We start from the raw sequence: 13444 nt of genomic DNA on the forward strand, positions 1-13444 counted from the left end.
GCCCTGCAGTGCTCGCCTCAGGCGGGGTCCGCGCAAACTCGCTTCGCTCAAACACGCGCGGCCCTTTTTCCGCCTGAGGCTGCGCGCTTCGGCGGCGCAGAGGGGTCACCCAGGCCGCACCGCCTGCCGGGCTCTGTGGGTGGAGGGGGGGCTGTGAATCTCTCCAAGCCATTTGTCGAGAGGCCGATTGCCACGGTATTGCTGACCATTGGGATTGCTTTGGCGGGGATCGTGGCGTTCTTCGTGCTGCCCGTGTCGCCTCTTCCGCAGGTCGACTTTCCGACGATCTCGGTGCAGGCCAGCCTTGCGGGCGCCAGTCCGAGCACGATGGCGTCGAGCGTTGCGACGCCTCTGGAACGGAGGCTGGGGATCATTCCCGGTGTCAACGAGCTCACTTCGACGAGTTCCAATGGCTCGGCGCGGGTCACGCTTCAGTTCGACCTGAGCCGCAACATCGACAGCGCCGCGCGTGAGGTGCAGGCTGCGATCAATGCCGCGCGTGTGGATTTGCCTGCGACGCTGCGGAGCAATCCGACCTACCGCAAACGCAATCCAACGGCGGCGCCGGTGATCATCCTGGCGTTGACCTCCAAGACGCGCACGCCGGGTCAGATCTACGAAGCGGTGTCGAACATCGTGAGCCAGCGGCTGTCGCAGGTCGAGGGCGTGGGCGAGGTGGAGATCGGCGGCGGGTCGCTGCCGGCGGTGCGGGTCGAGCTGGAGCCCTTCGCGCTGAACAAGCTGGGGATCAGCACCGAGGATGTTCGTGCGGCCATCCAGGCCAACAATGCCAATCGGCCGAAGGGTGCGATCGAGACTGCGGATCGCAAGCTGCAGATCTACACGCCGGCACCGGGGCGGCGGGCTGCCGACTATCGCGATCTGGTGATCGCATGGCGCAACAACGCGGCCGTGCGCCTGGGCGATGTGGCGCGGGTGGTCGATGGCGTGGAGAACACGCGCACGCTGGGCCTGTTCAATGGTGAACCTTCGGTCATCGTGCTCGTCACTCAATCGCCGGGCGCGAACATCATCGAGACCGTGGACGGCGTGCGCAAGCTGCTGCCGGAGTTGCGCGAGCAGCTCCCGCAGGACATCGAGATCCAGGTGGCCTCCGACCGGACGAATTCCATCCGCGCCTCGCTGCACGAGATCGAGGTCACGCTGATGATCTCTGTGGTGCTCGTTGTGCTGGTGGTGGGGTTGTTCCTGCGCAAGGCCCGCGCCACCATCGTGCCGGCGGTGGCGACGGTGGTGTCGCTGCTCGGCACCTTCGGGGTGATGCATCTGCTGGGGTACAGCCTCAACAACCTGAGTCTGATGGCGCTCACGGTCGCGACGGGCTTCGTGGTGGACGACGCGATCGTGGTGCTGGAGAACACCACGCGTCACGTCGAGGCCGGCATGAACCGGGTCGAGGCCGCATTGCGTGGCGCGCGCGAGGTCGGGTTCACGGTGCTGTCGATCAGCCTGTCGCTGGTGGCGGTGTTCATTCCGCTGCTCTTCATGGGCGGGCAGGTGGGGCGGTTGTTCCGCGAGTTCGCGGTCACGCTGTCGGCCTCGGTGCTGATCTCGCTGGTGATCTCGTTGACGACAACGCCGATGCTGTGCGCCATGCTGCTGCGCAGCGAGGCGGAAGAGGGCGGCAAGAAGCCCGGACGCGTGCGCGGCTGGTTCATCCGGCAGTCGGAGCGGGCCTGGAACGCCACGCTGCGCACCTACGCCCACAGCCTCGACTGGGCGCTCGCGAGCAAGGGCGTGGTGATTGCCGTGCTGCTGGCGGTGATCGGGCTCAACGTCTATCTTTTCAACGCCATTCCCAAGGGCTATTTCCCGCAGCAGGACAACGGGCAGCTCAACGCCGGCCTGCGGGCGGACCAGAGCATCTCGTCGGCGGCGGTCGCCGAGAAGCTGCGGCAGGCGGTGGACATCATCCGCAAGGATCCGGCGGTCGACACGGTGGTGGGTTTCTCGGGCGGCGGGCGTGCGGGCGGCGGCTTCATGTTCGTCAACCTCAAGCCGGTGTCCGAACGTGACGTGAAGACGCAGGCCGTCATCGACCGGTTGCGTCCTCAACTCAACCAGCTCACGGGACTGCGCGTGTTCCTGAGCCCGGTGCAGGACCTGCGCATGGGCGGGCGCTCCAGCAACTCGACCTACCAGTACACGCTCAAGAGCGACAACCTCGCCGACCTGCGCGCCTGGTCGACCAAGCTCGCCGATCGCCTGCGCCAGGAGACTTCGCTGACCGACGTGGACAGCGACGATGCCGACAACGGCGTCGAGACTTTCGTCGATGTCGATCGCAATGCCGCGGCGCGGCTCGGCGTGACGTCGAGTGCGGTGGACAACGCGCTCTACAACGCGTACGGCCAGCGCTCGGTGGCGACCATCTACGACGAGCTCAACCAGTACTCGGTGATCATGGAGTGGTCGCCGCGCTTCCAGCGTTCGCCGAATGCCCTGCGGGACCTGTACGTTCCTTCCACGCTGACCACGGCCACCACTGCGAGCGGCGACTCGATCACGACGTCGCTCGAAGAGAACAAGGACGCCACCACGGGCACTTCGACCACCATCTCGGCCAACCCGGCCTTGCGCACGGCTTCCGTCGGCCAGCAGATCGCGACGGACACCACGCTCATGGTGCCGCTGTCGGGCTTCGCGAAGTTCAGCGAGCGCGCGGTGCCGACGTCCATCGACCACCAGGACACCGAACTCGCCAGTACCGTCTCGTTCAGCCTGGCCGATGGCGTGAGCCTGTCGGATGCCAAGCGCATCGTCGCGCAGGCCGAGGCCGACATCGCCATGCCGGTCAACGTGCGTGGCAGTTTCCAGGGTACTGCGCTTGCGGCGCAGCAGTCGCAGGGGCAACAGTGGTTCCTGATCGTCGCGGCGCTGGTGGTGATCTACATCGTGCTGGGCGTGCTGTACGAGAGCCTCATCCATCCGATCACGGTGCTGACCACGTTGCCTTCGGCCGGCGTGGGTGCCGTGCTGGCGTTGCTGATGTTCCGCATGGAGTTCTCGATCATTGCGCTGATCGCGGTGTTCCTGCTGATTGGCATCGTGAAGAAGAACGCGATCCTGATCATCGACTTCGCGCTGGAAGCCGAGCGCGCGCGCGGGCTCACTGCCGTCGAGGCCGTGCGCGAGGCGTGTCTGCTGCGCTTCCGGCCGATCCTGATGACCACGCTGGCCGCTGCGCTCGGTGCGCTGCCGCTCGCGATCGGATTCGGCCTTGGCGCGGAATTGAGGCAGCCGTTGGGCGTCGCGATCATCGGCGGGCTGATCGCGAGCCAGTTGCTGACGCTGCTGACCACGCCGGTCGTCTATGTGCTGCTCGACAAGCTGCGCAGACGTCCTGCCAACGAGAAATTCCTGAGCCGCGCGGCGGACGCTTCCGCATGAAGGCCGCGACAGAGCACCCGACATCATGATTGCATCGACCCGACCCCATTCCCGCCGTGGTTCCCGCCGAGCTTCCCGCCGCGCAGGCCGCTTCGAACGCGCGGCCCTGGTGCTCGCCCTGGCGGCGGCGCTGGCAGGCTGCGCCATCGGCCCTTCGTATGTGCGACCCGAGACAACGCCACCGGTCGCATGGAAATCCGCACCGGCCGCCGAAGGCTGGCTTCCCGCCGCGCCTGCCGACGCGTTCGAGCGCGGCGACTGGTGGAAGCTCTTCGGCGACCCAGTCCTCGACGACCTCGCGGCACGCGTGCAGGTGTCCAACCAGAACATCGCGGCCGCGGTCGCCAACTATGCGCAGGCGCAGGCGCTCGTGCGTGGGCAGCGCGCAGCGCTCTTCCCCACCGTCTCGGCCGGTGGCAGCGCGCGCCGGACAGGTGGTAGCGACACGTCGACCGCCAACGCCGTGGCCGCTTCGCTCGACGCCGACTGGACGCCGGACGTGTGGGGCCGGCTGCGCAAGGCGGTCGATAGCGCGCAGGCCGGTGCACAAGCCAGCGAAGCGGATCTCGCGCTGGCGCGGCTGTCAACCATCGGCACGCTCGCCACCAGCTACTTCTCGCTGCGCGAGGCGGATGCGGAGCTGCGCATCCTGAAGGAAACGCTCGAAGGCTACGAGCGCAGCTTGAAGATCACTCGCAACCGCTACGCCGCGAGCATCGCGGCGCAGAGCGATGTGCTGCAGGCGGAAACCCTGTACGTCAACACGCAGGCCGATGCCCTCGAGATCCAGCGGACCCGCGATACGCTGGAACATGCGATCGCCGTGCTCGTCGGCGCGGCGCCTGCGGACTTCTCCCTGGCGGCGGCGGAGTGGACTCCGCTCGTGCCCGGCATTCCGGCCGGCGTGCCCACGACCTTGCTGCAGCGCCGGCCCGACATCGCCGCCGCGGAGCGCGAAGTGGCTGCGGCCAATGCGCAGATCGGCATTGCACGCGCGGCCTACTACCCCAACTTCACGCTGAACGGTGGCATCAGCAGTTCCACGAGTCGCGTGAGTGACCTCCTCAATGCGTCGAACACGCTCTGGGCGCTGGGGCTGTCCGTCGCGCAGATCGTGTTCGATGCGGGCGCGATCGGCGCCAGCGTGGATGCGGCCAAGGCGGGGCACGAGGCGTCCGTGGCGCGCTACCGCCAGACGGTGCTGACCGCATTCCAGAGCGTCGAAGACCAGCTCACCGCGGGTGCGAGCCTCGCCCAGCAGGAAGGGCTGCGTCGCGAGGCGTCTTCCGCGGCGGACCGCACCGAGCAGCAGTTCCTCAATCGCTACCGGGCGGGCACCATCGACTACACGAGTGTCGTGGTGGCGCAGGTCTCGGCGCTCAACGCGCGGCGCAATCTCCTTCAATTGCAGGTCAACCGGCAGAACGCGGCAGTCGCGCTGATCCAATCGCTCGGCGGCGGCTGGGAGGCCGAATGGATGGTGGAGCCGGCGCAGCAGCCGGTGGCAAGCGCCGGCTCCTGAGTCGGGAAAAGCTGTACAACCGGTGGTTCATGTCACCGGTTCTGCCGAAGAACAGCACCATCAACCAGCCTCGCCCATGACCCGCATTGCCCTGATCCACGCCCTGACCCATTCGGTCGCACCCATCATCGAGGCGCTCGAGCGCGACTGGCCCGCGGCGACGCGCATGAACCTCATCGACGACAGCCTGAGCGCGGACCTCGCGCGCAGCGGGCGCGGGCTCGACGAGGCGATGCACGAGCGCTTCCAGCGCCTGGCGCAGTACGCCGTCGACACGGGCGCGCAAGGCATTCTCTTCACTTGCTCGGCCTTTGGCCCGTGCATCGAGGCGGTGGCGCGCCGGCACGCGGGCATCCCGGTGCTGAAGCCCAACGAGGCCATGGTGGCGGAGGCTGCGGCCGGCACCGGCAAGCTGGGGCTCCTCGCGACCTTCGGGCCGACGCTCGAATCGATGCCGCCGGAGTTCCCGCCGGGCGTGGAACTCGAACTTGCCCTCGCCGAAGGGGCGCTCGACGCCTTGAACGCAGGCGACGCAAAGCGGCATGACGAACTGATCGTCGCGCGAGCCAGACGGTTGCGCGAACTTGGTTGCACGCGGATCGCGTTGGCGCAGTTCAGCATGGCGCGGGCACGGAAGGCCTGCGAGGCTGCGACGGGACTGCCGGTACTGACCACGGTCGACAGCGCCGTGCGCGCCCTGCGCGCGCGTGTCTGACACCCGATACCCGCGGCGCTCGAATCGCCGCGGCAACGGGCCTGTAGCATGGGCGTCCGTCCACGGCACCCGCGCTCCGATGAAGGATCTCCTCGACAACATCGCCTGGCACACGCTCGCCGGCCCGCATGCGAAATACGCCATCGGCGATGGCCTCGCGCGCCGCTATGCGCCGGGCTTCTCTCCCATCGTCGGATTCGCGAACATCGAGAACCCGGATTTCGACGCGCTGGCCCGCTGTTGCGAACCCGGCGATCGCTTCTACGCCATGGACTGGTCGGGTGCCGCGCCCGCGGCCTGGCCGGTCGAGCTGGATTCGACCATGTTCAGGATGGTGTGGGACGGCGCGATGCCCGAAGCCGACGAGACCTTCGATGCCGTCCCGCTGCGGCCGGAGCACGCCGCACAGGCGGTCGAATTGGCGGCGCTGACGAAGCCTGGCCCCTTCGGCCCGAGGACGCCCGAGCTCGGCGAGTACTTCGGCTGCTTCGAAGGAGACCGCCTCGTGGCCATGGCCGGGGAACGCATGCACGCCGGCACGCTGCGCGAAATCAGCGGGGTGTGCACGCATCCGGACTTCCAGGGGAAGGGACTTGCGCGTCGCCTGGCCGAGAAGCTGATCCGCCGACAGCTGCAGCGGGGCGAAACGCCATTCCTGCATGTCATGCACGACAACGAGAGTGCCCATCGACTGTACGCCCGCATGGGCTTCCGCGACCACTGCGAGACGGTGGTTCGCGTGATCTCGCCCGTCGGCTGAACAGATCCTGACCGCTGCCATCGCGATAATCGACGCTCTTTCAAGGAGTGCGCGTGGATATCGTTTTGCTGGTCAAGGCCGCCATCATGGGCATCGTCGAGGGGCTGACCGAGTTCCTTCCCATCTCGTCGACAGGCCATCTCATCCTTGCAGGTTCGCTGCTCGGCTTCGATGACGACAAGGCCAAGGTGTTCGACATCGCGATCCAGACCGGGGCGATCTTCGCGGTCATCTTGGTCTACTGGGAGAAGATCCATTCGACCATCGTGGCACTGCCGAGGCAGCCGAAGGCGCGGCGCTTCGCACTCAATGTGCTGATCGGCTTCCTGCCGGCGGTCGTGCTGGGCCTGCTGTTCGGCAAGATGATCAAGGAGCACCTGTTCACCCCGCTGGTGGTGGCCAGCACCTTCATCATCGGTGGCTTCATCATCCTCTGGGCCGAGAAGCGGCCGCCAGGCTCCGTGCGCGTCGAGCATGTCGACGACATGACGCCTTGGGACGCACTCAAGGTCGGACTGGTGCAGTGCCTCGCCATGATCCCGGGCACCAGCCGCAGCGGCGCGACCATCATCGGCGGCATGCTGCTGGGACTGTCACGCAAGGCGGCGACCGACTTTTCGTTCTTCCTCGCGATCCCGACGCTGATCGGCGCGGGGGTCTACAGCCTCTACAAGGAGCGGGCGCTGCTGTCGACGGCGGATATTCCGCTGTTCGTGGTCGGGCTGGTGTTCTCGTTCGTCAGCGCGTGGTTGTGCGTGCGCTGGTTGCTGCGCTACATCAGCACGCACGACTTCGTTCCGTTTGCCTGGTATCGCATCGCGTTCGGCATCGTGGTGCTGGCGACGGCCTGGAGCGGGATGGTGGTCTGGAAGGACTGAGTTGCTCGCCCCAGGCTTACTCACTTCGTGTAGACGCCTACCCCTGCCGGGGGCAATACCTGTGGCCCGGCGGAGCCGGTTCCACGGAGTTCATGGGCTCGCCCCCAGGCTCGCTCACTTCGTGTAGCCGCCTACCCCCTGCCGGGGGCAATACCTCTGGCCCGGCGGAGCCGGTTCCACGGTATTTCTGGAAGGGATGGGCGTCTCTCCTGGAGCTAGGCGAACAGGTTGCGCAGCGATGCCTCTACGGCGGCGGCTGTGGCGATGGGCTTTTCCATCGGGAAGAGGTGGGTGCCGTCTAGCATCATGATTCGGCCCTTGGTGACCTGCTGGGTCATGGTCATGCCGACACGGCGCATCTCGACAGACTGGCGGCCGCCGATGAAGGCGGCGGGGCACTTGAGGGGGTGGGCGCGCAGCAGGGCGCTCAGGTTGTGGGGAAGCGTGTCGTAGATGGCCGTCTCCACGTCGCGATCGAAGCTCAGGGCGCGCGCGTCGTCGACGTCGAAGGTGCCGTGCTCGATGTAGTCGCGCAGCACGCGCTCGTCCCACTTCGCGAAGGCCTTCTTGCTGCGGAAGTGCTCGAAGACGGCTTCGCGGTGCTCCCAGAGGTTCTTGCGCTTGCGGCTGATCATGCCGGGCGAGACGCTCTTCATCAGCGGGGTGCGCTTCATGAGATTGATGGTGCCGGCTCGCCAGCCGCCGATGATCGGCGAGTCGATCAGCACCACGCCCTTCGCGAGGGTGGGATGACGCGCAGCGCACATCAGGCTCAGGAAACCGCCGAGCGAGTGTCCGACGAGGAACACGGGTCCGCCTGCTGCCTTGACGCGCTCACTCGCGAAATCCGCGAGCTGCTGCACCAGGTGCGGCCAGTTGTCGGTGACGGGGTACTTCGGATCGTGGCCGAATTTCTCGATGGCATCGATGTCGAAGCCGCGATTGCGCAGGCTGTCGAGCATCACGCGATAGGTGCTCGCGGGAAAACTGTTCCCGTGGGAAAAAATGACAGGAGGAAGCATTGGATGGAGGCGCTTTCAAGTCGCCGAACACAGAGAACAATCCAGCCAGCGAGCGATGCCGGTTCGCGAAACCCCGCGGAACCGGCTTCGCCGGCCCGCTGGGGTTGCCCCCGGAGAGGGGGTGGAGAGCGACACGAAGTGCGCGAGCCTGGGGGTGAGCCCAGAACCCCGCGGAACCGGCTCGGCCGGGCCGCCCGGGCTGCCCCCGGAAGGGGGTGTCCGAGCCACACGCAGTGGGCGAGGCTGGGGGCGAGCCTTGTTCAGATTAGTTTTTCGTCGGGCGTCGAGATCTTGCGTAGCGCGCTGTGGCGCGTGGCAGGCATCTTGAGCGGATGCTCGGTGTAGCCGTCGTCCCAGACCGGGTCCTCGATGCTGTCGAACACCTCCCGCAGCTTCTGGCCCCAGCTGTTGTGCATCATCCGGTAGTAGGGGTTGTCGGCGTCGATGCAGACGACCTTGTCGGTCTCCAGGCGGTTGGCTTCGTAGACCACGAGATCGAGCGGCAGGCCGACCGAGAGATTCGACTTCATCGTCGAATCCATCGAGACCAACGCGCACTTGGCGGCTTCGTCCAGCGGCGTGTCGGGCGTGAGCACCCGGTCGAGCACCGGCTTGCCGTACTTGGATTCGCCGACCTGGAAGTACGGCGTCTCGCTCGTCGCCTCGATGAAATTGCCCGCGGCGTAGACAAGGAAGAGGCGCATGCCTTCGCCCTTGACCTGTCCGCCGAAGACGAAGGACACGTTGAAATCCAGCCCGGCGTGCTTGAGCGCCTCGGCATCGCGGTCGTACACGTGGCGCACTGCAGAGCCGAGCACGCGGGCGGCGTCGAACATGCTCTTGGCGTTCCAGATGGTGATCGGCGGGCCGTCCTCGCCGTCTTCCCGCACTTCTCGCAGTTCCTCGATCTGGAGGATTTCGCGCACCGACTGCGAAATGCTCAGGTTGCCTGCCGACAGCAGCACCATGACGCGGTCGCCCGGCTGCTCGTAGACGATCATCTTGCGGAAGGTGCTGATGTGATCCACGCCCGCATTGGTGCGTGAATCGGAGAGAAACACCAGTCCGGCGTTGAGTTTGATGCCTACGCAGTAAGTCATGAGGTCTTCTTGCACGAATCGGACCATCAGCCCTGTTCGCGCATCTGGAGTTTTTTCAATGCGTAGAGCGCTTCCAGCGCCTCGCGTGGGCTCATCGCATCGGGGTCGATCGCGATCAGCGCGGATTCTACGGCGCTCGCCATGGGCGCTTCGGCGGCGGGCGGCGGCGCGAAGAGATCGACCTGGGCGCGGGTCTGCGTCTGCTGGGCCTCCAGCGCCTCGAGGGCCTGGCGCGCATGGTTGACCACGGCGGCCGGCATGCCGGCGAGCCGTGCGACCTGGATGCCGTAGCTCTTGCTTGCCGGGCCGGGCTGCATTTCGTGCAGGAACACGATGTCGCGGCCCGCCTCGGTGGCGCTCACGTGCATGTTGACTGCGCCGTGGTGCGTGGCCGGGAACTCGGTGAGCTCGAAGTAGTGCGTCGCGAAGAGCGTGAAGGCACGGGTGCGGTCGTGCAACTGCGCCGCGATGCCGGCGGCCAGCGCGAGGCCGTCGAAGGTGCTGGTCCCGCGGCCGATCTCGTCCATCAGCACCAGCGAATGAGCGGTGGCACCGTGCAGGATCTGCGCGGCCTCGGTCATCTCCAGCATGAAGGTCGATTGCGCATTGGCCAGATCGTCCGCCGCGCCGATGCGCGTGTGGATGGCGTCGATGGGCCCGAGCCGGCAGGCGTCCGCAGGCACGTGCGAGCCGATGGAAGCCAGGAGGACGATGATCGCGACCTGGCGCATGTAGGTCGACTTGCCGCCCATGTTCGGGCCGGTGATCACCTGCATGCGCTGTTGCGGGCCGAGTCGGGTGTCGTTCGCAATGAAGGCGCCCGATGATTTTTCGGCCAGTCGCGCTTCGACCACCGGATGGCGGCCCTTGTCGATCTCGATGCAAGGATGCGTGACGAAGCTCGGCGCTCGCCAGTGCAGGGTGTGCGAGCGTTCGGCCAGCGCGCTCAGGGCGTCGAGCGTCGCCAGCGCGCCGGCAAGGCGGGTCAGCGAGGCGACGAAAGGCTGGAGGTTGTCGAGCAACTGCTCGTAGAGCCATTTTTCGCGAGCGAGCGCGCGGTCCTGCGCCGACAGCGCCTTGTCCTCGAAGGCCTTGAGCTCGGGCGTGATGAAGCGCTCGGCGTTCTTGAGCGTCTGGCGGCGGCGGTAGTTGTCCGGCACCTTCGTGAGCGCGCTCTGCGTGACCTCGATGTAGAAGCCGTGCACGCGATTGAACTGCACGCGCAGGTTCGTGATGCCGGTGCGCTCGCGTTCGCTGGCTTCGAGTTGCAAGAGGAAGTCGTCGCAGTTCTCGCTGATGGCGCGCAGTTCGTCGAGTTCGGCGTCGTGGCCGGTGGCGATGACGCCGCCGTCGCGCACCAGCGCGGCTGGCTCGGGGCTGATCGCGGCCAGCAGCAGTTCGACGCAGCCGGGGGGCGGGGCGAGATGGGTGGTGACCTGCGACAGGAGCGACGCGGACGCCGGCAGGCCGGGCGCCAGTTGTTCCGCCTTGGCTATCGCCATGCGAAGCGCGACCAGTTCGCGGGGGCGCACTTGCCGCAGCGCAATGCGGGCGGCGATACGTTCGACGTCGCTGGTGTTCTTGAGCTGCTCCCGCAGGGTGCGCCAGGGCGCGGAGGTGCCGCCCGGTGCCGTGGCCTGGAGTGTGTCGATGGCTTCGAGCCTTGCTTGCGCGTCACCGCGGTCGCGCCGGGGCGCCAGCAGCCAGCGCTTGAGCAGCCGGCTGCCCATCCCTGTCATGCAGGTGTCGAGCAGGGAGAAGAGTGTGGGCGATTCCTCGCCGCGCAGCGTCTGCACGAGTTCGAGGTTGCGCCGCGTGGTGGGTGGCAGCTCGATCAGGTCGCCGTCGCGTTCGACCGACAGCCGCTGCACGTGCGACAGCGCGCGGCCCTGCGTGTGTTCGGCATAGCCCAACAGCGCGGCGGCGGCGGCATGCGCGTTGCCCAGCGATTCGGCGTTCCAGGCGGCGAGGTTGTTGCTGCCCATCTGCTCGCACAGCTTGCGCTCGCCGAGTCCGCCGTCGAACTGCCATGCCGGACGCAGCGAGAGCGTGAACGGCGTGGCGCTGCGCGTGGCCTTCAGGCGCTGCTCGAAGGCGGGCGTCACTTCGGCGCTGTAGAGGACTTCGCTGGGCGCGATGCGGGCGATCCAGGCTTCGAGCGCATCGGCAGGGCATTCCGCGAGCCGCAGTTCGGCACCGGTGACGCTGAGCCATGCGAGCCCGCAGAAATTGCGCGTGCCCGCATGCACGGCGAGCAGCAGCGATTCGCTCTTGTCGTTGAGCAACTCTGAGTCGGTCAGGGTGCCGGGGGTGACCACGCGCACGACCTTGCGTTCCACCGGCCCCTTGCTCGCGCCGACCTCGCCGACCTGTTCGCAGATCGCGACCGATTCACCCAGCTTGATCAGGCGGGCGAGGTAGGTGTCGACCGCGTGGAACGGAACACCGCACATCACGACCGGCTGGCCGGCCGACTGGCCACGCTGGGTGAGGGTGATGTCGAGCAGGCGCGCCGCCTTCTCGGCATCGCCGTAGAAGAGTTCGTAGAAGTCGCCCATCCGGTAGAACAGCAGGGTGTCCGGATGGTCGGCCTTGAGACCCAGGTACTGGGACATCATGGGCGTGTGCCCGGAAAGGTCGGGCTTCGCAGGTGCTTGATTCACAACGGTGGTTCTTGCGCCAGTCCTGCTCGTTCCACTTGGATTTTCCAGATCGACGGCTACAGAGTTCAACTTATCGGTACCTGACAAAACTTGCTGTGCTTGTGTCCCAAGCGCAGGGTGGGGTTCTCTCGACGTGGAAGCACTTCCGCGCCCCTCGGCACATTATGGTGGAGGGTCGTCCTGACCCTTCGATCGGGGGCGGACGCCTAGACCAAGTCCTGGACGCACCGATAGATCAGCGCGAGCACTGGCACGAACGAGGAAATTTCTTCTGGAAATTGAGACCTGCGCGACCGTTCGGCTTCCGAAAGCCGCTGCTAACCTGCCCCGAAAGGTCTGAGCGGGGAGCGGCGCTGATGGAATTTCTCATAGGCATGCAGGAGCGCATCTGCACGGAATCTGTGCACTTCTGGGCGCCTGGCGACCCTGGAGCCTTCAAACTGGATGTAGTGAGCGGACCGTGCCATCACGACGCGCTGCAATTCATCGAACAGAACACCGATGGCGGCGATGCGCAGGTGCTTTGCGTCGCACTGCTCGTCCCTGACGACGTGGATCGCGATGATGCGTCTGCCGTGAAGGTCCTCATCTATGGCCTGCACGTTGGGCAACTGTCGCGCAACGACGCGCTGGCTTTCAGGCGTCGGCTCGCCGCATCGCAGATCGAGGGCCTGCCCACCAGTTGCCAGGCCCTGATCGACTACGGTGCCGTTGATTGTGGCGAGCACTTCCAGGGCAATGTCAGGCTCGACCTGCCGCCGCTGGATTGAGGGCGCGTCGAGAGCGGCCGGTCAGACCTGCCCGCGGCGCCTGCGCGCGACACGAACGGCATCGACCCACGTATCCACATTGAAGCGCTGACCCGATTCCGCGATGCGCGCGGATGCGATGCGGTGCAGCGGCAAGCGCCGGATGTCGCCGGGCAGTTCGCCATGCCCGACGATGATCTTCTTCTGCAGATCGAGGTGGTCGACCTGCATCGTGCACTCGATCTTCTTGTCGTGCGCGTCGATGTAGCGAACCCGGATGCGCGGGGTCTCGTCGACGATCGCGTGCTCGCCCTTGCCCTGGATGAACCATTCGGGCAGGGTGTCCGGCACCGAGTCATCCGAGGGCGTGGGGCTGCCGCGCACAGTGGGGATCTCGAGCGGCACATGGCCCGATCGCACCCTGGCCGCTTCGATGCGCCGTTCCGCCTCGCGACGCATCGCCGCCCGGCGCCAGGCCCAGGTCACGCCGCACAGCAGCAGGACACCCGTTAACAACGCGATGAAAAACTGCCACTGCGCCAGCCCGATGCTCATCTGTCGGTCCCCTTGGATGCCTAATGCCTAAGTATTCAAGCGCACATTTTTGACTCTCACTTCCGGATA

General features: G+C 66.5%; 10 protein-coding genes. 6 read left to right on the forward strand and 4 right to left on the reverse strand.

Features of this window, described 5'->3' with window-relative positions; translation table 11 throughout:
• The first annotated feature begins 153 nt into the window (after positions 1 to 153).
• The 5 genes from AC1D3B_RS24680 to AC1D3B_RS24700 all read left to right on the forward strand — a co-directional run bounded on the left by AC1D3B_RS24680 (position 154) and on the right by AC1D3B_RS24700 (position 7286).
• Positions 154 to 3411 (forward strand): efflux RND transporter permease subunit, encoded by a 3258-nt coding sequence (locus AC1D3B_RS24680; RefSeq protein WP_478193312.1) that lies wholly within the window; start codon positions 154 to 156, stop codon positions 3409 to 3411.
• Between the two features lie 25 nt (positions 3412 to 3436).
• On the forward strand, positions 3437 to 4933 hold the full coding sequence (locus AC1D3B_RS24685) for an efflux transporter outer membrane subunit (RefSeq protein ID WP_478193313.1): 1497 nt from the start codon (positions 3437 to 3439) through the stop codon (positions 4931 to 4933).
• A 76-nt stretch (positions 4934 to 5009) separates the two neighbouring features.
• Entirely contained in the window at positions 5010 to 5648 is a 639-nt protein-coding gene (locus tag AC1D3B_RS24690; RefSeq protein ID WP_478193314.1) for an aspartate/glutamate racemase family protein, read from the forward strand.
• Between the two features lie 79 nt (positions 5649 to 5727).
• Entirely contained in the window at positions 5728 to 6408 is a 681-nt protein-coding gene (locus AC1D3B_RS24695) for a GNAT family N-acetyltransferase (protein WP_478193315.1), read from the forward strand.
• 53 nt (positions 6409 to 6461) lie between these two features.
• Entirely contained in the window at positions 6462 to 7286 is an 825-nt protein-coding gene (locus AC1D3B_RS24700) for an undecaprenyl-diphosphate phosphatase (RefSeq protein ID WP_478193316.1), read from the forward strand.
• Positions 7287 to 7501: 215 nt separating this feature from the next.
• Here the strand turns inward: AC1D3B_RS24700 and AC1D3B_RS24705 are convergent, their stop codons facing one another.
• The 3 genes from AC1D3B_RS24705 to mutS all read right to left on the reverse strand — a co-directional run bounded on the left by AC1D3B_RS24705 (position 7502) and on the right by mutS (position 12026).
• A complete protein-coding gene (locus tag AC1D3B_RS24705) occupies positions 7502 to 8308 on the reverse strand; it encodes an alpha/beta fold hydrolase (RefSeq protein WP_478193317.1) in 807 nt (268 codons plus the stop codon).
• 260 nt (positions 8309 to 8568) lie between these two features.
• A complete protein-coding gene (locus AC1D3B_RS24710; protein WP_478193318.1) occupies positions 8569 to 9408 on the reverse strand; it encodes a proteasome-type protease in 840 nt (279 codons plus the stop codon).
• Between the two features lie 26 nt (positions 9409 to 9434).
• Complete coding sequence (gene mutS, locus AC1D3B_RS24715) at positions 9435 to 12026, reverse strand: DNA mismatch repair protein MutS (protein ID WP_478193408.1); 2592 nt, start codon at positions 12024 to 12026, stop codon at positions 9435 to 9437.
• Between the two features lie 419 nt (positions 12027 to 12445).
• On the opposite strand from mutS, the gene AC1D3B_RS24720 reads away from it, so the two are divergent.
• Positions 12446 to 12841: a hypothetical protein gene (locus tag AC1D3B_RS24720; RefSeq protein WP_478193319.1), complete on the forward strand. Its 396-nt coding sequence runs from the start codon at positions 12446 to 12448 to the stop codon at positions 12839 to 12841.
• A gap of 21 nt (positions 12842 to 12862) precedes the next feature.
• Here AC1D3B_RS24720 and AC1D3B_RS24725 read toward each other — a convergent pair whose 3' ends face one another.
• Positions 12863 to 13375: a hypothetical protein gene (locus AC1D3B_RS24725; RefSeq protein ID WP_478193320.1), complete on the reverse strand. Its 513-nt coding sequence runs from the start codon at positions 13373 to 13375 to the stop codon at positions 12863 to 12865.
• Positions 13376 to 13444: the final 69 nt, after the last annotated feature.

The organism is Variovorax sp. P5_A3, assembly GCF_056400665.1.